The sequence below is a fragment of the Paenibacillus sp. FSL E2-8871 genome (assembly GCF_038000345.1).
Lineage (GTDB): Bacteria > Bacillota > Bacilli > Paenibacillales > Paenibacillaceae > Paenibacillus_AQ.
Map to the genome: position 1 here is coordinate 3,328,011 of NZ_JBBOBV010000001.1, position 22,227 is coordinate 3,350,237.

Genomic DNA, 22,227 nt, shown 5'->3' on the forward strand with positions numbered 1-22,227 from the left:
TCATAATCATCATCAGATTATGCGATTGTAACTCCTGCACTAGCGTAGCCTGCAATGGTTGTAGCAACGTCGACTCCGGCCGATACTGTTGAAGTAAAGACCAACAACAAGCGCTCTCCCACAGTTACAGGAATGCTCAAACCTGTGGTATTACCACTGCTAATTGTGCCAAGTGAAAGGACACCTGTAAATGGAGGACTTAATGTGACTACAGCACCAGGGACTGCAGTAAAGGTATTGTTAGGGGTAGAAGAACTGTATAATTGAGCAGTGATTGTTACTGTAGAACCTAATAAACTAAGCGCTGCTGTTGTGCTGAAATAGGCCGCCAAAGAAGTAATCGTTCCGGTGCGTGGAACTGAGAATGCAAAGTTCAGCAAGGTTCCAGCCGCTCCGGTGAGATCTATCGTACCGCCAGCAGCACTAATATTCGTCGCACTACTTCCGAATCCTACGATACTTGAAGTATTCAGCAAGCCTCCTAATACAGTTGTCATAGCTACAGGAAGACCAGAAGCATAAGGAATGATTGCACCTGAACCAGTAGGTCCCGTTGCTCCGGTTGTTCCTGTCGCTCCAGTTGCGCCAGCACTTCCTGTGGCTCCTGTTGCACCTGCGCTTCCTGTCACTCCTGTTGCACCTGCGCTTCCCGTCGCTCCTGTTGCACCTGCGCTTCCCGTCGCTCCTGTTGCACCTGCGCTTCCCGTCGCTCCTGTTGCACCTGCGCTTCCCGTCGCTCCTGTAACTCCTGCGCTTCCTGTCGCTCCTGTTGCACCTGCGCTTCCTGTCGCTCCGGTAACTCCTGCGCTTCCTGTCGCTCCTGTTGCACCTGCGCTTCCTGTCGCTCCGGTAACCCCTGCGCTTCCTGTCGCTCCTGTTGCACCTGAACTTCCCGTTGCTCCGGTAACTCCAGCGCTTCCCGTCGCTCCTGTTGCACCTGCGCTTCCCGTTGCTCCGGTAACTCCTGCGCTTCCTGTCGCTCCTGTTGCACCTGCGCTTCCCGTTGCTCCGGTAACTCCTGCGCTTCCTGCTGCTCCGGTCGCACCTGTACTTCCTGTCGCTCCGGTATCTCCGGTGGCTCCAGTGGCTCCTGAATAACCTATATTTTCACCATACAATTCAGAGTAGACAAGCCGATGAGCAGTCACTAATTGACCTGTGCTGCTTTTTCCCCATACAGAGATTTGAATAGGATCGTCTATCAAAGTTGGTGTTGAAAATGAAAATTCGAATGAATCAAAATTTGCATAATAATCATTTGTTAGTACTTCATTAGGTCCCACAGTATGAAGTTCACTAACATATAGTGTTCTTGTACCGTTCATATAATATCCTTCGACTTGAATCAACGACGCAGTGACATCACTCTGATTAACAAGTTTAATAGTAACAAGCTGAGTGGGTCTTTCACCGCTTACCAGATTGTTTTCTATAGGTCCAGTAGATAAATAACTCAAGTTATCAACTCCTTTATTTTTAAATAGATTGCCTGCAAAAAATTCTAAATAGTAGCGTTACTATAATCATTCCTCCGATCTACTCTAAATTCGCTAACAATGAGCCTATTATATTTTTCAGTTGGAAATTTTCGGCTCTTAATAGTAATATTCTTTTCTCTTTTTAATGTGTGGACATCTATCAAAAGCTACTACTATACATATTGAGTGCTATTGGAAAAATCTATAAATCTATCAATATTCAATAGATTGTAACTCTTAGGAGCATTAATCCGTTCTGCCCAAAACTTGTCCAGTTAACAAAACAGAGGATAACTCAGTAAGCCTACTTACGGCTACAGAGTATCCCCTCTTTGTACCATCAACTCAGAGATAAATTTACGTCAATTCATGAACAGACCAAACTATACCCGAAGTATTGGCACCGCCCAGATTCAAAGGAACCGTCAAGCCATTAGAAACATAGAACAAACCAATAACATCACCTGCTGTTAGTGCAAATTCTCCAACCAACGTTACAGTCCCACTTCCCAAATCAGTTATAGTAGGGGATGTTCTCCGGACTACGAAGGATGGATTAATCCTAGCACCAAGACTTACTGTGATTGTAGTAGTTGTGGAATAATTGATAGTCGCTACAAATGGATATTTACCCGTAGCCGGAATAGTATAGTTGCCCGAAGTTTCATTGAAATTCACACTATCATAATAAGGTGTCGTTACACTCTAACCTGTGATTTGAGATGATGTGGCAACTGAAAATGTAGGCAAAAATGCTGAGAATCCCTCTTGTTGGACGTTCGGCCCAGGTGCACAAGTATCTCCTGTTGCTCCGTTAACTTCCTGTGTCAGCATCACAATAACCTCATCCACCAGGATGTTGCAAGCGGGAACCCTCTGCGCCAAGCTGAAGGATAACTGGGCAAAAGCAGTCGTGGGTGGTGCAATAATTGTTACGCCCTCGAAGGTTTGCCCTTGCAAGGCCGTGAAGAAGTTGGTCGGCACAATCAACATTAGCCCCGTACCCAAAAAATGGATATTGAATAGCCATAACCATCTCCCCTCGTCTCATGGACAGAATTACGTACTGACTCCTACCCCAAAGGGGGAATCACCAACCGTGATAGATGTAATTTGAGTATTGGTAGATCCACTGAATACTAAAACTGAATCAGCAAATTGACTCGATGCATAGATTGTGTTTGTAGAAGGGTTTACTCCCACTCCGTCAGTTCCTGGCGAAAATAGAATGAGCGGAATATCTGTAAGTATACTATCAGCTAATCCGTCAATTACCGTAATATTGTTGGAACCTGCTGCATAAATTCGATTGGTTAAAGGATTTACTCCTATACTTGTTACGCTGGTAACAGGAATCGTAACAACTGCGGTATTTGTTAAACTGTTAATAACCGTTACATTACTACTACTAGCGTTAGCAACATATACCTTATTCGAGATTGGGTTAACTCCTATACCTATAGGGTTATCTCCAACTGGAATGGTAGTAAACACACTGTTGGTGATACCGTCTATTACCATTACGTTGTCTAAACTTTGATTTGTCACATAGATGCTATTTGTAGATGGATTGACTCCGACTGCAAACGGCCCGCTAAAACCGGGTATAGTAGCAATTACAGTATCGTCTGAACCATTTATTACTGAAACAGAGCTATTGTTGTTGTTTGCTACATAAATCCGATTGGTAGAAGGGTTAACATCTACTCCCAATGGTCTACTTTCAACGGGGATTGTAGCAATTACGGTATTGGTAAAACCATCAATCACTGAAACATTGTCTAATTGTGAATTTGCAACGTAAATCTTATTAGCGAAGGTGTTGACCCCAACACCAAAAGGACCATTACCGACATTAATTGTACCGATTACGGTATTGGTTAGACCGTTAATCACCGAAACGTTATCGCTTTGATTGTTTGCAACATATATGCGGTTCACTGGTGCAAAAGAGAGTCCCGTTGCTCCTGTTACTCCAGTTCCTCCGGTTGCCCCTGTTCCTCCTGTTAATCCCGTTGCTCCCGTTACTCCTGTTGCTCCGGTGCTTCCGGTTGCTCCTGTTATTCCCGTTGCTCCGGTGCTTCCTGTTGCTCCCGTTGCTCCTGTTGCTCCGGTGCTTCCGGTTGCTCCTGTTGTTCCCGTTGCTCCCGTTGCTCCCGTTGCTCCCGTTGCTCCGGTGCTTCCGGTTGCTCCTGCTACTCCGTTTGCTCCGATGCTTCCGGTTGCTCCTGTTGTTCCCGTTGCTCCCGTTGCTCCCGTTGCTCCGGTGCTTCCGGTTGCTCCGATGCTTCCGGTTGCTCCTGTTGTTCCCGTTGCTCCCGTTGCTCCCGTTGCTCCGGTGCTTCCGGTTGCTCCGGTGCTTCCGGTTGCTCCTGCTACTCCGTTTGCTCCGGTGCTTCCGGTTGCTCCAGTTGTTCCCGTTGCTCCGGTGTCTCCTGCACTTCCCGTCGCTCCTGTGCCTCCGGTGGCTCCTGTAAATCCAATATTATCACCATATAATTCAGAATAGACAAGCCGATGAGCAGTCACTAATTGACCTGTGCTGCTTTTTCCCCAAACAGAGATTTGAATAGGATCGTCTATCTGAGCTGTTGTTGTGAATAAAAATTCGAATGAATCAAAATCTGCATAATAATCATTCGTTTGCACTTGATTAGGTCCCACAGTATGAAGTTCACTAACATATAGTGTTCTAGTACCATTCATATAATAGCCTTCGATTTGAATCGCTGCCGCAGTGACATCGCTCTGATTAACAAGCTTAATCGTAATAAGCTGGGTGGGTCTTTCACCACCTACCAGATTGTTTTCTATAGGCCCAGTAGATAAGTAGCTCAATTTCCCAACTCCTTTTATCTTTAAATAGATCGACTACAACAAGATTGTCCTACAAAAAATTCTTAATAGTAGCGTTACTATAATCATTCCTCCGATCTACTCTAAATTTGCTAACAATGAGCCTATTATATTTTTCAGTTGGAAGTTTTCGGCTCTTAATAGTAATATTCTTATCTCCCCTTAAGATGTGGACATCCATCAAAAGCTACTACTATACATATTGAATCCTACTTTAAAAATTCTGGAAATCTATCATCATTCAATTAGACTGAAAATCTTGGAAGCATTATTCCGTTCTGCCCAAAACTTGTTCCGTTAACAAAACAGAGGATAACTCAGTAAGCCTTACTTACGGCTACAGAGTATCCCCTCTTTGTACCATTAACTCAGAGATAAATTTACGTCAATTCATGAACAGACCAAACTATACCCGAAGTATTGGCACCGCCCAGATTCAAAGGAACCGTCAAGCCATTAGAAACATAGAACAAGCCAATAACATCACCTGCTGTTAGTGCAAATTCTCCAACCAGCGTTACAGTCCCACTTCCCAAAATAGCTCTCAAATCTAGAATAAGCGCAACATTCACATCCAACACAGGGAATAATCCACTTACCAAATTTGTTGAAGTAGGAGAAGTTCTCTGAACTACGAAAGCTGGATTAACCCCACTACCAAGACTAATTGAGATTGAGGCAGTTGTGGAATAGTTAATGGTCGCTTCAATAGAATATCTACCCGTTGTCGGAACTGTGTAATTTCCCGTAACGGGGTTAAAGGAAGGATCAGAATAGAAAGGAGAAGCCACAGACCATCCAGTCAGTTGGGAAGAAGTAGAAACTGACAAAGCTGATAGGAACGCAGAGAATCCCTCAGCTTGAATATTCGGCCCTGTTGCTCCTGTCACTCCAGTTATTCCTGTTACTCCCGTTACACCAGTCGCTCCTGTTGCTCCAGCTGCCCCTGTTGCTCCAGTCACCCCGTCGGCTCCCGTTGCCCCGGTCACTCCATCGGCTCCTGTTGCTCCAGTTACACCTGCCGCTCCCGTCGCTCCAGTCACTCCGTCGGCTCCCGTTGCTCCAGTTACACCTGCCGCTCCCGTTGCACCAGTCGCTCCAGCTGCTCCTGTTGCCCCTGTCACTCCGTCGGCTCCCGTTGCTCCTGTTGCTCCGGTTGCTCCAGTCACTCCAGTTGCCCCTGTTGCTCCAGTCGCTCCAGTCACCCCGTCGGCTCCCGTTGCTCCAGTTACACCTGCCGCTCCCGTCGCTCCAGTCACCCCGTCGGCTCCCGTCGCTCCAGTCACCCCGTCGGCTCCCGTTGCCCCGGTCACTCCATCGGCTCCCGTTGCTCCAGTTACACCTGCCGCTCCCGTTGCTCCAGTCACTCCGTCGGCTCCCGTTGCTCCAGTCGCTCCGTCTGCCCCTGTTGCTCCAGTGGCTCCATCGGCTCCCGTTGCCCCGGTCACTCCATCGGCTCCTGTTGCTCCAGTTACACCTGCCGCTCCTGTCGCTCCATCGGCTCCCGTTGCTCCTGTCACTCCGTCGGCTCCCGTTGCTCCATCGGCTCCCGTTGCCCCTGTTGCTCCAGTTACACCTGCCGCTCCCGTTGCTCCAGTTACACCTGCCGCTCCCGTTGCTCCGGTCACTCCATCGGCTCCTGTTGCTCCGGTCGCTCCATCTGCTCCCGTTGCTCCGGTCGCTCCTCCGGCTGCCCCTGTTGCACCAGTCACTCCGTCGGCTCCTGTTGCTCCATCCGCACCCGTTGCCCCTGTCGCTCCATCTGCTCCATCCGCACCTGTTGCTCCTGTCGCTCCGGCGGCTCCTGTTGCTCCATCCGCACCCGTTGCCCCTGTCGCTCCATCTGCTCCATCCGCACCTGTTGCTCCTGTCGCTCCATTTGCACCTGTAGCACCAGTTGTCCCTACCGTTGCTCCGTGTAATTCTGAATGGACAAGTCGGTGAGCAGTCACGACTTGACCTACACTATTTTTTCCCCATATAGAAATTTGAATAGGATCATCTACCAGGCTTAAAGTCGTAAAAATAAATTCAAACGCATCAAAATCCGCATAATAGTCCTTTGTTACAACTTGATCAGGCATAACGTTAACAAGCTCACTAACATATAAAGTTCTTGTCCCATTCATATAATAACCTTGGACAAGAACCGTAGAAGAAATAACGTCGCTTCGGTTATCGATTTTGATCGTAACATGTTGAGTAGGTCGTATACCTCCCACCATGGTATTATCTATCGGCCCGGTAGATAAATAGCTCAATTCTCAACACTCCTTTAGATTATTCCTGCATGTTTTTCCCATGCTACTACGCGATGAGAATCTACCAATCCCCCTGAATTCTGTTTTCCCCAAAATGAGATCCCTATCTCTTCTTCAATTTCTTCTAAGGTTGCAAACTCAAATTCAAATGCGTCTAAATCAGCAAAATAATTCCTAGTTAAAACTTGGTTAGGTGCGAGACTCACCATTTCATTCACATACATCGTTCTTGATCCATCTAGTAAAAACCCTTGAATGACTAGATTATAAGAATTAAGGGAATCACGATTAACTACTTTTACTGTTACCATTTGCGTCTGTCTGATCCCCAGAATTGGACTATTATCTATAGGTCCAGTTGAAAATAAAGCCATCTCTATTCACTCCTCCCTTCCACCAGCAGTTTGAAAGATTAAAAACTACAACACTAGTAACATGGTTCATAACTAATAGCTCTATATAGTAATATTCTGTATTTAAAGTTAATGTGTGGACATTTAAGCAAAGGAATTGCCACCCGAAAAAAAGACAACCTTCTATTCTTTGAATTTGTAATCTACTAATCGGACAATCTAAAACTCAAGCATCTTCTAGACTTTACTGAGTAACACCCTATTGCTTTTTTTGAAATATTCGTTATACTGATAAAAATTATTCAAGCATCGATGAGCGGGAGAGTAGTTAACGTGTTCTAGTCCACAGCGAGCCGGGTAAGTGCAAGCCGGTACAGATCACCTAATGAAGCGCACCCGTGAGATGGACTTCTGAACCTAAGTAGGAAGTCCCGGCTGAAGACCGTTATCCTGTAAGGTGGCTAAACATCTGTTTAGCAACGAGAGTGGTACCGCGAGCGCTAAAGCCCTCGTCTCTTTTGAGATGAGGGCTTTTTTGTATTTTCAAAGGAGGGTATAAAATGTTAAGTCAAATCATCAAACACAGCATTGAACAAAGTGTAAAAAAAGTATTCCACACCTTAGAAGTTGCCTACCCAAAAGATGTTGCAATTCTGATCGAACAGCCAGCTAATCTAGAGCATGGTGATTATTCCTGCAATATTGCTATGCAGCTAGCCAAACTCCTGCGTAAATCCCCTCTCGTCATAGCAGAGTTAGTAAAAGCAGAAATTAAATTACAAAAGAGTTACACAGGTCTTTTACAAAAAGTCGAAGTAGCTGCTCCTGGATTTATTAATTTGTATATGAATTGGCAGGTGTGGGCTAAACATTCCTTTAATCTGCCTGACAGCACAAGGGAAAAGGTCATCATAGAGCACACTTCAATCAATCCAAATAAAGCTGCTCATGTAGGTCATCTGAGAAATGCTTGCATCGGCGATGCGCTGGTCAGAATCATGAAAAGAACCGGACATAACGTAGAGGTCCATAACTACGTGGATGATCTGGGCAATCAGCTGGCAGATACAGTCGTTGGTTTATTAAATGTACCTTTAGAAGGGGAACATCAACGTTTCGCTGATTATTGCTGGGATCTATATGCCAAAGTGAACAAAGAATATGCACGGAATCCAGAGATCACTCACAAGCGCACGGATATGCTGCATGCCCTTGAACAGGGTGATGGTAATGAGGCGTGGCTGGGCAACCTAGTCGCTGAACGTATTGTGAGAGAACATGTATCGGAAATGAAGCGTTTTGGTATTCACTATGACCTGCTGGTGTGGGAGAGCAATATTTTAAAAGAGGGCTTCTGGACAGCCGCATCTGAGCTATTGAAGCAAACGGCAGTTTTTGTACAGGAGACTGAAGGCAAACTTGCGGGCTGCTGGGTGCTAAAGCAAGGGACAGAGGTTAGCAGTGGAGCGGAGTCAGAGGATCATCAGATGGATAAGGTGCTTGTGCGTTCGAATGGGATTTTGACGTACACAGCCAAAGACATTGCTTATCATCTCTGGAAATTCGGTCTACTATCCAAAGATTTCACCTACAGTGAATTCTCGTCTGGTTTATGGACCACAGGATTAACTGGAACCCCTGAGCCTTATGGACATGCCGACCGTGTTATTAACGTGATCGATTATAGACAGGAATATCCGCAACAAATGGTTAAGCAGGCTTTAGGAGCACTAGGATATAACGAGCAGGCTGAGAAGCTCCATCATGTAAGTTATGGCGTTGTTTCTCTTAGTCCGGCCTCTGCTGCTGAGCTGGGGATAGATGTTTCAGAAGGGAAATCTTCTTATGCCATGTCCGGGCGCCAAGGAATCGGCGTTAAGGTGAGCGATTTAGTAAAGCTTATGGAACAGAACATAGAACATTCGCGCTCCGATAAAGAGGGTCTTTCCAGCCATATCATTGCAGCTGCTGCTATTCGTTATTATCTGCTGCGGTTTAACCTGGGAACGGAAATCGTGTTTGATTTCAAACAGGCTACCGAAATATCCGGTAATACCGGGGTTTATCTGATGTACACCTATGCCCGTGCCAGCAGTGTTTTGAGCAAATCTACAATCCCATTCATCACAGATGCCTCAAAGCTTCAATTTCCACTCGAAATGGAAAAAGCAGAGCTCGCTTTGCTGAGACAGCTTAGCCTCTGGCAGGAGACATTATATTCTGCAAGCATAGAATTGACGCCCAATATACTCTGCACGTATGCGCATACCTTAGCCACACTTTTCAATAACTTCTATTCTATATGTCCGATTTTAAAAGGTGAGGAGGCTACCATCACGTTCCGCCTCTGGCTCACTTCGAGGTTTAAGGACACTTTAGGTGATGTGCTAGAAGTGCTCGGGTTACCGACACCGAGCCGTATGTAGTACAAAAAGGGCAATCTCCACGCTTATCGCGGAGATTGCCCTTCTTTTATTATCTTACTTATAAATGTCTATCACATTTCCAGCTTCTACGCAGAGGCGGTCAAAGTCCTCACGTTTGATACGGATACCGCCACTACGGTAGCGATTAAGCGTACCTTCCGCTTGCACTTCTGTACCGTTAACAGTAATCCGACTGTTATCAGAGCCCGAAAGGTGATAAATAAAGTCTACCTTAGTGCCTGCATATTCAAAGCTAAAGCGCATTCCGTCCAGCGACTCCGGTAGAATTGGATCGACGATTAAATCTCCGCCTTCCGTACGGATCCCCAGTGCATTCGAGATCAACTGGTTCATGTAGATCCCAGGACCGCTTGAATAGATTCTCCAGCCACCTTTAACCGCTACGTCACCATTACGCAGTTTATCGAAATTCTCCTGTGCCTCGTAACGGGTGTTAAATTTACCATCCGAGCTACTGAAATAAGAGTTAGCCTGACGGAGTTCAGCGTTTGGCACCACGTCGCGGATTCCGATCGGATTGATCGCCGCTAGGCCATTCCAGACCTGATCGGTTTTCCCTAGCTTAGCCATAGCTTCTACATAACGGATGTGTGCATGTACATATTGAAGTCCAATTTCCCGACCAAAGTTAGAAGCTTGCTCCGCACGTTTGAAATGGGTGCTTACGCCGCCAACATATTGAGCTGGACGGTTCATCAGACGAACGCCATCTGGACAGAACAGTTTATCTTGGATTACTTCATAGTGGGCTTCGGCTTGTTCTGGTGTAAGCAGCTCACTGATCATACTGCGCGTCATTGGCAGCAGACGGTATTGGATCCCTGTTTCCGTATCGCTTGGATGCACCATAAGCTTCACTTGCTCTGGGTCCTCCATATACAAGAAGCCTGGAATTACCTCAGATTGAAGCATATGTGTGTTGAAATCCTCACGAATTCCCTCCACCATCGCTTTCAGCTCTTCCGAACCTGCTGGATCAACTTTATGAAGCACTTCTGAGAACTGATTCAATGTCTGATAGGTAAGCGCCACTGTCCAGCTGCTAACCATGTACTGCTTCAGCTGTGGATTTGCAGGCTGGAGTGTATCATCCCAGTCTCCATCACCGTACGAGGACAAATGCGTGTCATGCAGGAAGTGATTCTTAATATAAGCAACTTCCTTCCGTGCATGATCCAGCAGCGTCGCTTTTTCCTCTGTAAAATCAAAGCTATGCTTACGAGTATAAGGTACAGTCGCTTGCAAAATACTGTAGTCTTGCGTTACCGCCAAATAGTCTCCAAGCACTTTGAGTGGCCATACAATAATATCTCCATGGCTCTCCTCTTGCTGAATCTTCGTATATTTATCAAACATGAACCACTGTGGCCAGTTACCATCATCTTCATATTGATGAGCATACAGGGTCAGCAATATTTCACGAACCTGATCGTATTTTTGCGTAGCCATGAAGTATTCCACTGGTCCCTGACACACGTCACGGGTTCCCCAAGCAGCGCCGCCGTATTGTTCCAATCCGTGAGGGACTGAATAATGGACGAGCATATTATGTGTATACCACCAAGCCAGAGCATTTACCTTAAACAACTCACCTTCGGACCCATCACCTAACGTCAAGCGGAAGCCATTCATAACCCCGCTGTAGAATTCGCGGTATGCGGAAATCTCCTCTTCAGCTGTACCGCTGCTCGATTGAATCTCCTTACCATCCAGAAGACCTTGAATGTTCAATGTCCACTCACTGCTCTCCGACAGTTCCAGAATAGCTAGCGGTGCATCAGACTTCTCAGCATGAGAGACAAGTCTACCTTCATTTTGAAGAGTGAAATCCGCTCCCTGTACCTGGAATTTATACTGCAGATCAGGATATTCTCCTGCACTTAGTGCGCTTCTATCAGCCGAGAAGGTTATGGTTCCTCCTTCTTGCTTGAATTGATATGGAAGCTCGTATTCATTAACGTTCATAGTGATTTGATTAGTGACTAGATAGCGATAAGCTTTTCCACTTTCCGTACGCACATTCAGGAATATCTCCGGAGAATCTGCAGTAGTGTAGTTCGTAATAATGAAGCATTCGCCATCTGTTCTGTAATACCAACGGGCATAGTTGAAACCAACCTCGAACAATGAAGGCATGGTCAAGAGGCGGTATTCGCCATTCCACTGCACATAGATTCGTTGTCCCGAAGCTTTTGGAATATTAAGCGCATTTCTAGGATTGGACATTAGCTTGTTGAAATTGGTATTGCCAATGACTACTTGGGAGTTAAAGATCCCGTACATATAAGAAGTTGTCGTGATAACCTTATCGTTAAGTCGAGCGTTGTCCCCACTCATTAGAATATGACCATGAGGACGCTCTACCTTAAGTTCCTTCTCTTTCAATACAACATGCTCATAATTTTCCGTGAAGAAAGACAGAAGCTGGTCTCCCTCTTTTTCCTCTTGATAGCGAACCGGGAACAAGGCTTCGATCTCTTCACTCGTCAGAGAATTTGCAGCTAGTGGTGCTCCCAGCTCTTTTGTCAAGAAAGAACGCTCTAGCGGTGATTCAGCTTCTAAAGGCAACTCTTTTACCGTTTCCCAAGCCACAGCAACATCCTTCGTGAATTCTAACGAGGTAATCGCTTCTGGATGATCTTGCTTGAACAATCCATAAAATACAAACTGGGCTTCCCCACTCAGCTTCACCCGCTCCGATTGCAGCGCAGTATAAGCGAATTCATATTGATAGATTTCATTACTTAATTGCTCACGGCTCAGGCTTTCTGGTTGATTGGTCTCTTTATAAGACAATCCAAAAAATTGGAAACCATCTGTTGAGAAGCTTGCTGCCTTAGTGATTGCACCCTGTTGTAGATATGGAAATTTGCCACCTTGCGGTTGATTCTGTCTGGAGCATACTACATATCCCTTTGACTGATCCTCGAATACGGCATGGTCAATATACTGTGACAGGTAGGCTTCATTACTGCGAACAGCACCGATATCGGCAATACCCACATCTTGTCCGTACACGAGATCCACATCTGCATCTTGCCCTTTAAGCTTCACGTCCCAGAACCAAGCGCCTTGAGCCGTCGGAGTAAAAATAACCTGATACTCGATATTTTCTGCTGTACCTTCCCAAACCAAGCGGTTCCCAGCCTTACGTACAGTGCTTGAGGAATGAATGCCCAGCAAAGGAACAGCTTGAATGCTTCCATTACTATGAATGCGTAAATATAGGTTCGATAAGGAGCCATCCACGATATTAGGCAGCAATTGATTGATCATTGTCCGTTCATGGAGAACTTGGAACAAGTCCCCGCTGTTTGTAAAAGTGAATGATAAGTCTCCAGCGTTTAAATGGATGTTAGAATTCATATTAGTAGTCATATTCTTGCACTCCTCTATTACGACAGCCTGTGTCGTATATATTCTACTTAAGCTAATGTTAAGCGAAAATCGCGTTCTTTAACCTCTTGGCTATTTGGACCCACAAACAATTTGAATTGTCCCGGATCACTGCTAAAGCTTAAGTCGCTATGATAGTAACGAAGCTGTTCTTCTGTAAGCGTAAAGCTCACTTCCTGGCTTTCTCCCGGGGAGAGGCTGATCTTAGCAAAATCTTTCAGTTCCTTCATTGGTCTAACAACTTCTCCTGAAATGTCTCGGATATAGAGCTGCACCACCTCTTCACCTTGTACATTACCCGTATTAGTCACCGTAACAGTTACTTTAATAGGCTGATCCTTCGTCATTATTTCACCGGAAAGGATCGGTTCACTGTAGCCAAATGTCGTATAGCTAAGACCAAAGCCAAATGGCAGGAACGGTTCATTAGGAATGTCCAGATATTGTGAGACATAACGCTTGTCCGCACCCGGTGCATGTAGAGGACGTCCAGTGTTGAAATGATTGTAATAGACCGGAATTTGCCCAACAGATACAGGGAAAGACATCGTTAATCTTCCTGACGGATTCTCGTCACCATACAGTAGACTGGTAATCGCCGCACCGCCCTCGCTTCCTGGGAACCAGGCTTCCAGAATAGCATCCGCGTTCTCGATCACACCACTAAGATCCAGCGGGCGTCCGTTAAACAACACCACCACAACAGGCTTACCCAGCGTCTTCATACGTTGCAAAAGCTCACGCTGCGCTTCCGGCAAGCGGATATCTGAACGACTTCCAGCTTCTCCGCTCATATCCGAATGTTCTCCAAGCGCCAGCACAATCACATCGGCTTCCAGCGCTGCCGCTTTCGCCTCCAGCCATTGCTCTTCTGTAAAGCTCTCAATCCCGGAGCCTTCTGCAACGGTAACCTTACCTGCAGCTGCACGAGCTTCAAGAGCTGGAGCAAGACGGCTAGCTTCTTCTGTTGAACCCAACCAGGACCATGGTCCAAGAATATCTCCGTTATTAGCAAACGGTCCGATTAGCGCAACCCGCTGCTCTGTCGCAAGCGGCAGAACCTGATCATTCTTCAGTAGAACGCAGGATTTAACCGCTAATTCTCTCGCTGCTGTCCGGTGAGCATCACAGAAAATTACCTCGCGCTCTTTCTCTATATCTGCCCCACGTAACGGATTCTCAAACAAGCCCAGTCTTTGCTTCAATTTCAAAATACGAAGTACGGCTTCATCAATGATACTTTCATCCACTTGCCCGTCAGCTACAAGAGCTGGCAATTGGTGCACATAACACTCTGTCATCATCTCAATATCCACGCTAGCTTTGATAGCTTTAAGTGCTGCTTCAGCCTCATCCTCGGCGACACCATGTGGGATCAGTTCCTTCACCGCGCCCCAATCCGAGATCAACACGCCGTCAAAGCCCCATTCCTCACGCAGCAGCTGACGAAGCAGCTTAACGTTTCCGCTTATTGGAATCCCGTCAATCGTGTTGAACGAAGTCATAACCATTTCTGCACCCTCATCCAGTGCTGCACGATAGGCTGGCAGATAATATTCCCGTAGCTGACGTTCTGATAAATCGACTGTATTATAATCCCGTCCGCCTTCGGATAGACCATAGGCTGCAAAGTGCTTAACGCAAGCCGCCAGACGACTTACATCACCCGTCAAGTCATTTCCCTGAAACCCGCGTACAAATGCACGGGCAAACCTACCATTCAAATAAGGATCTTCGCCGGTAGACTCCATCACTCTTCCCCAACGCGGGTCCCGAACAAGGTCCGCCATAGGTGCAAAAGTAACGTGTACACCAGATACTGCCGCTTCTTTAGCAGCAATCTCAGCGCTTAGCTCCGCCCGTTCCATATCCCAAGAGCAACCAATCGCCAGTGGCACCGGAAAAATCGTCTTAAAGCCATGCACGATATCCGCCATCATCAGCAGTGGAATACCCAATCTATTTTTACGTAAATGAGCTTCTTGGACGGCAATGACTTGCTCTGCGCCCGAAAGTCCAAGTACTGAACCACTGTTCTCAATCATGTGATCCGTAATCCCCATGGATGCCATAGGGCCAGTGATTTGCCCTCCTTCTTCCGCTCCTTCATAGAAATTAGCAGCTAGCTGCTGCAATTGTGCTATTTTCTCTTCAAGCGTCATCTGGTTCAACAGGGACGTCAGTTGCTGGTCTTTCATCTCAAATCCTCCATAATATCTCTTTCTGCAATTGCTCATTGCTCTTAGTTGTACAAGAAATCAAAAGTTGTCTTCAGATGTTCCTCCCAGAATCTCCATTCATGTGTTCCCGGAGTCTCAACATATTGAAATGTATAGGGACTCGCTTGCATATGAGAAGCAAATTCCCGGTTCATCTCCACAAATGGATCTTCCGAGCCACAGCAGGTCAAAATTGAAGGCAGCTTACGTTTATCGTCGACCAATTTAGCCGCTAAAGCATACAGATCTTGATCCGGCTTAACTTGTAAGCGTTTTCCGAAAGTGCCTGCCATCTCCCTCGCCATATCCGAAGACATTTGCGGGTCTTTCAATCTTTTCTGAATATCTGTAACGCCTGATAAGGAAACTACTTTGCTGTAACGCTCAGGATAGGTAAGTGCACATTTTAGTGCCCCATATCCGCCCATCGATAGTCCGGCAACATACGTCTTTTGCGGATCATCATCCAGCCTCATCATTCGGCCACAAAGCTCAGGAAGCTCTTGCGTAACATAGTGGAAGTAATCCAGTCCGTACTCCATATCTGTATAATAGCTTCTTCCTACCTGAGGCATTATGACTGTACAGCCATACTTGTTAGCATACTGCTCAATGGTGGTCAGCCTGTACCATGTGCTAGCATTGTCGCCAGCACCATGTAACAGATAGAGCGTTCCTCCGGTGGTATTGCCCGAATCAACGGGGGAGATGATACTGATGGACGTTGTCATTCTTAAGGTAGGAGAACCAGTCTCAACGGTTAGAAGTGCCATATGTCATCTCCTTACGGAACCTTTTTTAAAATATAAGAAATTATGCCGAAGGCGTTTATGCTTGTTTATTAATCTTCTTGCAAGATCCCCGCTTCACCAAAACAGACTCGAATACCACATGTTTGTTCTCCGATTGTCCCGAAATCAGGTCAAACAGAATTTCAACACTGGCTTTCGCCATATCCACCCCAGGTTGGCTAATCGTATCCAGCGATGGGTGATAGTATTCTGCCATCTCTATACCGTCAAATCCGATGATCGAAATATCATTTGGAATCGATAGACCCAAAGACAATAAAGCCTTGGCAGCTCCGATAGCGATGGTATCTGATGCGGCAAATACAGCGGTGATATCTTTTTTCTTATTAAGCAGTCTTTTCGTAGCCGTAAAACCAGAACTTGGACTGTATTCACAATCCTCTACCAAGGAAGCATCATACTCAATCCCATGATCCTCAAGCGCCTTAATATAACCCATAAGACGACGGTTTCCGGTAGTATGCTGAACCAAAGGAAATCTGGCCAAAAAGCAAATGTTCCGGTGTCCGAGTGAAATTAGATAGCTCACAGCTTTATAAGACTCTTGCATATCATCAATAATCACACTGGAGAATACGGCAGGATCAACATCCTTCGTAGTCGTGATAGTAGTTAAAACGAATGGGATCGGCAATTGTTTGAATTTTTCTTCAGAATGGTCATATGTACCACCCATAAAGATTACCCCGTATAAATTCTTTTCCTTCACAAGCTGAAGAGCAGCATTGATCTCATCCACTCCATCTTCAACATGCTGGATCAGAAGCGGGCAGCCGCGCAGATTCACTTGACGCTCTACTTCTTTGATCATGTCTGCAAAAAACGGATTTGCAATTCCCTTAACCATAAGCGCTATCGTATTAGAACGCGTTTTTTTCAGATTGCTTGCATTTCCATTTGGAATGTAATTATGTTCTCTTACAACAGCCATTACTTTAGCTCTGGTTGCATCACTTACGACACCGGAGTTATTAATTACCCTGGAGACCGTGGCGATACCAACGCCTGATAGCCTTGCAATATCCTTGATATTCATAATTCCCCCTGTTTCACCCCTATAATGAGCTCCCCTGCACCTGATGAAATCAGCTTGGTGGAAACGCATGAAATGATGGGAAACGTTTCCCATGACATCATTTTGACTGTTTTCGTATCTAAATCGCTTAATACGTTCATTATGGACAGATATTTTTTAGAAGTCAACCTATGATTTTTGACTAAAAATGATTTGCATCTCAAATTCATTTTAAATTTTAATTGTTTTGGTGTTAAATAGTAGTCTTTCTACTTGCATTGACTTTAAAATAAGAATAGAATAGCATCGATTTAGCTATTTAATATCTAGTAAGAGGAAACGTTTCCACATCATTTTCAATGATTTCGACTACCAAACTTCCTAATCCCAGCTTGGAATCTAAGAAAGAGAGGGCTACATTTTATGTTAAACATGACTCGCTTCGAAGCCCAGATCCGCGAACGTGGATTGAATGTGTTCAATGTTCGTGTGCTTCAAAATGGAACGTTAGTGGGAAAAGTGGATCTTGCAGAGGATATTCGGCGCTTGCAGCATTCGGTCAGCAAATCTTTTACATGCATGGCGGTGGGTCTAGCCATCGAAGAAGGAAACCTATCACTAAATACAACACTTAAGGATGTGTTTCCAGAATATGCATTCACTTATAAAGAAGTCCTTCCTTCCATGCAACCTGGGGAGTTGACCTTGTTCGATTTACTACGTATGAGTACAGGGCATGATTCCCCACCGTTTTGGGTTGAAGAAAGATTGGCCTTGAAGGATGTAAATTGGATACAACATTATCTATCGCTACCTTTAGACAGACCTCCTGGGGAACAGTTTACCTACAGCAGCGGGGATACCATTATGATCTCTGCAATGGTTCAGGCCCGTGTCGGACAAACCGTAAAGGATTACCTCGTTCCCCGTCTCTTTGCCCCACTAGGCATAGAAAACGTCGATTGGGAAACGGCCCCTCAAGGGATCACCCTCGGTTGTGCCGGACTTCAGATCAATACGGAAGAACTAAGCCGATTTGGACAGCTTCTTTTGCAAAAAGGAATGTGGAAGGGACAGCAGCTTATTCCCGCAGCTTGGGTTGATTTTGTTACACAAAAGCAGATCGAAAATAACGGAGCTGGTGATTGGGGCCAAGGGTACGGCTGTCAATTCTGGTTGTGTACGCACGATGCTTATCGTGCCGATGGCGCTCATGGTCAATTCTGCATTGTTGTACCGGATGCTCAAGTAGTAATCGCTATTAACAGTATGGAAGATAATATGCAAGCTATTCTAGATACTGTCTGGGAGGAGATTTGGCCGCTTCTTTAGCAGTGGGCATATGCAAGACAGCCTTCTCACGGGAATGCTCAAGGTGCCGAGAAAGTAGTGGAGGCTACTTTTTCGGCACCTTCTTTTCGTATAATTAGGCCAACCTAAATTATAGGGTGGCCTTTTTGAGAGTAATTAGGGAAAAGCTCCCTCTATTTAGCCGATAATTGCTTGAAATGAATGAAAAGAGGGAAATCCTCCCTAAAAATCGGGGAATATCTATATTCGCCAACGAATTAGTTAAATTACAGGGAGGATTTCCCTAATTATTAGTCTATTGAGTAGAAAGCTCTGAATTATAGGGAGATTTTCCCTAATTATCTGTCAGAGCTTCAGTTTACTTACTTTGGCGAGGATGCTCTGCACGCAAAAACAGCCTCCCGAAGGAAGGCTGTTACTTGCCCCGAGCGGGATGCAGCCCTTTCGGGCTGACTGCGAAGCTGATCCTATCGATGCTTATGCTCCGACGAACCACCCGGGCTTCTCTTTCCCTGCACGCAAAAACAGCCCTCCCGAAGGAAGGCTGTTACTTGACGTCCCGGAAGGGATTCGAACCCCTGACCGTGCGCTTAGAAGGCGCATGCTCTATCCAGCTGAGCTACCGGGACATATAAGAATTAATGATATGTATTGACGCAACGATATTTATTATACCTTATTCAGCAGAATTTTCAAGATCAAACATTTTGGAAAATAAGTAATCTTAATCCTGTTTTAATAATAACAAGGGTATCCTAGCTATTTTCATAGCTTACGGATACCCTCATTTCTACTCCATATTACTCCAGATTCCGAAAATGCTGCTCCAGCTGCTTTTTTAAATCTCCGTATGTCATTAATTCTCTCTGAAACTTGGAACGTTCATCTTCTGGCGTCATAATTATACTGCCTGTAAACGCGCTAGAAGTCACATCTTTAAAAGCATCATGCATATTGTTATCAAACCAATCGGTAGAAGTATCCGCGTCGTTAGTGAGGATACGGACGATCTCATAGCCTTCTTCGCGCTGATCTTCCACGATATACACCAAAAGCGCAGGATCACTAACAGCACCTGGCAATACCCCTACTTCTGCACAAGGCGCACCGTCATACTCCATCATTCTGCGAATTTTGGCATCTTTAATATAATACACCTGTCATCCTTCCCTCCTGGCAAATTCCTCTCTCCCCTAGTGTTCGGATAAGGACATACATTTTATGCCTTCCTTCGGCATATATCTGTATTACTTGGCAAAAAAGTAAGGACAACAATCGCACAAAAAGAGAGGATGAACCATCATGTGCGGAATAACCGGATTTATCCAGTGGCGCGGAGATCTCACACAGCACTCGCAGTTGCTGGTCAAAATGACTGAAACTTTAGCAAACCGCGGACCCGATGCAGCTGGAACTTGGATTTCAGGTCCTTGCGCATTCGGTCACCGCAGACTTAGCGTTATCGATCCAGAGAACGGCGCGCAGCCTATGATCACCCGCCATGACGAACAGGTATACGCGATTGTGTACAACGGCGAATTATATAACGCACCCGAGCTCAAACAAGAACTTAAGCAGCGGGGTCATCAATTCCGTACCCAATGTGACACCGAGGTTCTGCTGCATGCCTATATCGAATGGGGACCGGATTGTGCAGAGAAGCTCAATGGGATCTTTGCCTTTGCAGTGTGGGACGGACTTCGGGATCAGGTCTTTTTTGCACGTGACCGCTTAGGTGTGAAGCCTCTGTTCTATAGTAAAGTGGATGACGTCTTAGTTTTCGGATCAGAGCCTAAGGCGCTGCTGCAGCACCCCAAGGTACAGCCCATAGTCGGGCCCGAAGGGTTAGCGGAAATTTTTATTATCGGTCCAGCCCGTACGCCAGGACACGGTGTTTATAAGGATATGCAGGAACTTCGTCCGGGGCATGCCATGATCTATAGCCGCGAAGGTCTGCGCAGTTACGCTTATTGGAAGCTGGAAAGCGCAAAACATACTGACAATGAAGCAGAGACAGCCGCTAAAGTACGTGACCTGCTGCAGGATACGCTCGAACGCCAACTGGTTTCAGATGTTCCAGTCTGCTCGCTCTTGTCAGGAGGGCTGGACTCCAGTGCGCTAACAGCACTTGCAGTCGATTACTACAACCGAAATGGTCAGGGACGAGTGGATACGTATTCCGTCGATTATGTCGACAACGACAAGCACTTCAAGAGCCATACTTTTCAGCCCGGAGCAGATGGTCCATGGATTAAGCGAATGGTCGATGAATTAAATACGAACCATCGCTATATCTCATTTGATACACCAGAGCTTGTAGAAGCACTTGATAATGCGCTGTACACACGCGATTTACCTGGGATGACCGATGTGGACTCTTCTTTGTATTTATTTTGCCGTGAGATTAAAAAGAATGCTACTGTAGCCATTTCCGGCGAAGCTGCCGATGAGATTTTTGGCGGATATCCTTGGTTCCATCGGGAGGAGATGCTCTCCTCGGGCACTTTTCCTTGGTCAGTTGCTCCTAAAATGCGTGCAAGTCTATTATCCCCTGAAGTTAATGAATGGATTCGGCCGCTGGAATATTTGGGTGACAGATACAGTGATGCAGTTGCTGAAGTCCCAGCATTGGATGGGGAGACAGGTAAACAAGCACAAATGCGCGTAATGTCCTATTTAAACATCACCCGCTTCATGCCCACTTTGCTGGATCGAAAGGACCGAATGAGTATGGGCGCCGGACTAGAGGTACGTGTTCCTTATTGTGATCATCGGCTCGTTCAATATGTCTTTAATATTCCTTGGGAAATCAAGAACCTGAACGGTCGTGAAAAAGGGATTTTGCGCAAAGCGCTTGAGGGAATTCTTCCAGACGATGTGTTATATCGTAAAAAAAGTCCTTACCCGAAAACCCACAATCCAGCCTATTTAAATGCAGTACGAACACAAGTATTGAACATTCTAGATGACTCCACTTCACCTATACTCCCTTTAATTGATGCTGCCAAAATCCGTGAGATCGCCGCTTCCCCAGAATCCTCTACCAATCTGCCTTGGTTCGGTCAGCTCATGTCCGGTCCTCAGCTATTTGCTTATCTCGCTCAAGTAGATCTCTGGCTGCGTAAATATAACGTCTCCATACAATAAGCAACAAGCCAAACAGCAAGTCCCCGTATCGGTGGCTTGCTGTTTGGCTTGTATTCGTAATTTTTAGAAATTAAAATTGTCCGGATCCGGACCGAAACGATGGTCTCTGTTCAAATCTTCGATGGCTTTAACATCCTCATCACTAAGCGTGAAGTCAAAGAATCCCGCATTCTCCTTAATTCGATCCGCATGTACCGATTTTGGAATCGTAATTACGCCTTGCTGCAAATCCCAACGAAGTACAATTTGAGCAGGGGTCTTATCATACTTTCCAGCCAGCTCTTTAAGGAGGGGTAGATCTAAGTTTCCTTGCATTAGCGGACTCCAAGCTTCAAGCTGGATTCCTTGCTCATTGGCATACTTCAGCAACTCGCGCTGAGTCAATAGCGGATGGAATTCCACCTGGTTCACCACTGGAACTACGCTAGTGTCCTCGATGATATCCTTCAGATGATGAATCTGAAAATTGCTCACGCCGATAGATTTGATGAGGCCCTCTTTTTGCAGATGAATCAGAGCTTTCCAAGTCTCCCGATACTTTCCTGCCACCGGCCAATGTATGAGATACAAATCTATATAGTCCAGCCCCAACTTGCGCCGGCTAACTTCGAACGCTTTCAGCGTTGATTCATAGCCTTGATCAGGGTTGCGCACTTTCGTCGTAATAAACAGTTCATCACGGGCCACTCCACATTCACGAATAGCCTGACCTACACCTTCTTCGTTATTGTAACCAGCAGCCGTATCAATACTGCGATATCCAAGCTCCACTGCGGTCTTGACCGCGTGAATAACCTCTTCTCCATCTTTAGTCTGATACACGCCAAGGCCTAGCCACGGCATGGTCACTCCATCATTTAAAGTCGGACCTCCCGAGAACGGTGCATTCAATTCACTCATCGCTTAACCCTCCAAGCTTATTGTTATTCATT

At 45.8% G+C, this 22,227-nt stretch carries 15 protein-coding genes, 1 tRNA gene and 1 other annotated feature; of the genes, 3 read left to right on the forward strand and 13 right to left on the reverse strand.

Annotated elements, in window-relative coordinates:
• Positions 1–17: 17 nt before the first annotated feature.
• The 6 genes from NYE25_RS15270 to NYE25_RS15295 form a co-directional block, all read right to left on the reverse strand.
• The gene (locus tag NYE25_RS15270; RefSeq protein WP_341146289.1) at positions 18–1,457 is read right to left on the reverse strand and encodes an exosporium glycoprotein BclB-related protein; all 1,440 of its coding nucleotides are present in this window, start codon (positions 1,455–1,457) and stop codon (positions 18–20) included.
• Between the two features lie 378 nt (positions 1,458–1,835).
• Positions 1,836–2,156 carry a hypothetical protein gene (locus NYE25_RS15275; RefSeq protein WP_341146290.1) on the reverse strand — a complete coding sequence of 107 codons (321 nt, stop codon included), beginning with the start codon at positions 2,154–2,156 and terminating at the stop codon, positions 1,836–1,838.
• 27 nt (positions 2,157–2,183) lie between these two features.
• Positions 2,184–2,471, reverse strand: a complete 288-nt coding sequence (locus NYE25_RS15280) for a hypothetical protein (protein ID WP_341146291.1) — start codon at positions 2,469–2,471, stop codon at positions 2,184–2,186.
• 66 nt (positions 2,472–2,537) lie between these two features.
• Positions 2,538–4,316 carry a YncE family protein gene (locus NYE25_RS15285; RefSeq protein ID WP_341146292.1) on the reverse strand — a complete coding sequence of 593 codons (1,779 nt, stop codon included), beginning with the start codon at positions 4,314–4,316 and terminating at the stop codon, positions 2,538–2,540.
• 398 nt (positions 4,317–4,714) lie between these two features.
• Positions 4,715–6,595 carry a collagen-like protein gene (locus NYE25_RS15290; RefSeq protein ID WP_341146293.1) on the reverse strand — a complete coding sequence of 627 codons (1,881 nt, stop codon included), beginning with the start codon at positions 6,593–6,595 and terminating at the stop codon, positions 4,715–4,717.
• A 14-nt stretch (positions 6,596–6,609) separates the two neighbouring features.
• Entirely contained in the window at positions 6,610–6,969 is a 360-nt protein-coding gene (locus NYE25_RS15295; RefSeq protein ID WP_341052041.1) for a hypothetical protein, read from the reverse strand.
• A 282-nt stretch (positions 6,970–7,251) separates the two neighbouring features.
• Positions 7,252–7,468 (forward strand) — a binding site (T-box leader).
• A 40-nt stretch (positions 7,469–7,508) separates the two neighbouring features.
• On the opposite strand from NYE25_RS15295, the gene NYE25_RS15300 reads away from it, so the two are divergent.
• Entirely contained in the window at positions 7,509–9,374 is a 1,866-nt protein-coding gene (locus NYE25_RS15300; RefSeq protein WP_341146294.1) for an arginine--tRNA ligase, read from the forward strand.
• A 54-nt stretch (positions 9,375–9,428) separates the two neighbouring features.
• Here NYE25_RS15300 and NYE25_RS15305 read toward each other — a convergent pair whose 3' ends face one another.
• Genes NYE25_RS15305 through NYE25_RS15320 form a run of 4 tightly spaced genes read right to left on the reverse strand, consistent with a single transcriptional unit; the run spans position 9,429 to position 16,858 of the window.
• Entirely contained in the window at positions 9,429–12,773 is a 3,345-nt protein-coding gene (locus NYE25_RS15305; protein WP_341146295.1) for a GH36-type glycosyl hydrolase domain-containing protein, read from the reverse strand.
• Positions 12,774–12,820: 47 nt separating this feature from the next.
• Positions 12,821–14,989 carry a glycoside hydrolase family 3 N-terminal domain-containing protein gene (locus NYE25_RS15310; RefSeq protein WP_341146296.1) on the reverse strand — a complete coding sequence of 723 codons (2,169 nt, stop codon included), beginning with the start codon at positions 14,987–14,989 and terminating at the stop codon, positions 12,821–12,823.
• A gap of 44 nt (positions 14,990–15,033) precedes the next feature.
• Positions 15,034–15,783 carry an alpha/beta hydrolase gene (locus tag NYE25_RS15315; protein ID WP_042191309.1) on the reverse strand — a complete coding sequence of 250 codons (750 nt, stop codon included), beginning with the start codon at positions 15,781–15,783 and terminating at the stop codon, positions 15,034–15,036.
• 55 nt (positions 15,784–15,838) lie between these two features.
• Complete coding sequence (locus tag NYE25_RS15320; RefSeq protein ID WP_042191311.1) at positions 15,839–16,858, reverse strand: LacI family DNA-binding transcriptional regulator; 1,020 nt, start codon at positions 16,856–16,858, stop codon at positions 15,839–15,841.
• 402 nt (positions 16,859–17,260) lie between these two features.
• Between NYE25_RS15320 and NYE25_RS15325 the strand changes: the two genes are divergently transcribed.
• Entirely contained in the window at positions 17,261–18,169 is a 909-nt protein-coding gene (locus tag NYE25_RS15325) for a serine hydrolase domain-containing protein (protein WP_341146297.1), read from the forward strand.
• A gap of 534 nt (positions 18,170–18,703) precedes the next feature.
• Here the strand turns inward: NYE25_RS15325 and NYE25_RS15330 are convergent.
• Both NYE25_RS15330 and NYE25_RS15335 read right to left on the reverse strand, forming a co-directional pair.
• Positions 18,704–18,777, reverse strand: a tRNA-Arg gene (locus tag NYE25_RS15330).
• 171 nt (positions 18,778–18,948) lie between these two features.
• The gene (locus NYE25_RS15335) at positions 18,949–19,305 is read right to left on the reverse strand and encodes a hypothetical protein (protein WP_341146298.1); all 357 of its coding nucleotides are present in this window, start codon (positions 19,303–19,305) and stop codon (positions 18,949–18,951) included.
• Between the two features lie 145 nt (positions 19,306–19,450).
• Between NYE25_RS15335 and asnB the strand changes: the two genes are divergently transcribed.
• Entirely contained in the window at positions 19,451–21,295 is a 1,845-nt protein-coding gene (asnB, locus tag NYE25_RS15340) for an asparagine synthase (glutamine-hydrolyzing) (protein WP_341146299.1), read from the forward strand.
• Positions 21,296–21,358: 63 nt separating this feature from the next.
• Here asnB and NYE25_RS15345 read toward each other — a convergent pair whose 3' ends face one another.
• Positions 21,359–22,195, reverse strand: a complete 837-nt coding sequence (locus NYE25_RS15345) for an aldo/keto reductase (protein ID WP_076286057.1) — start codon at positions 22,193–22,195, stop codon at positions 21,359–21,361.
• Positions 22,196–22,227 lie beyond the last annotated feature (32 nt).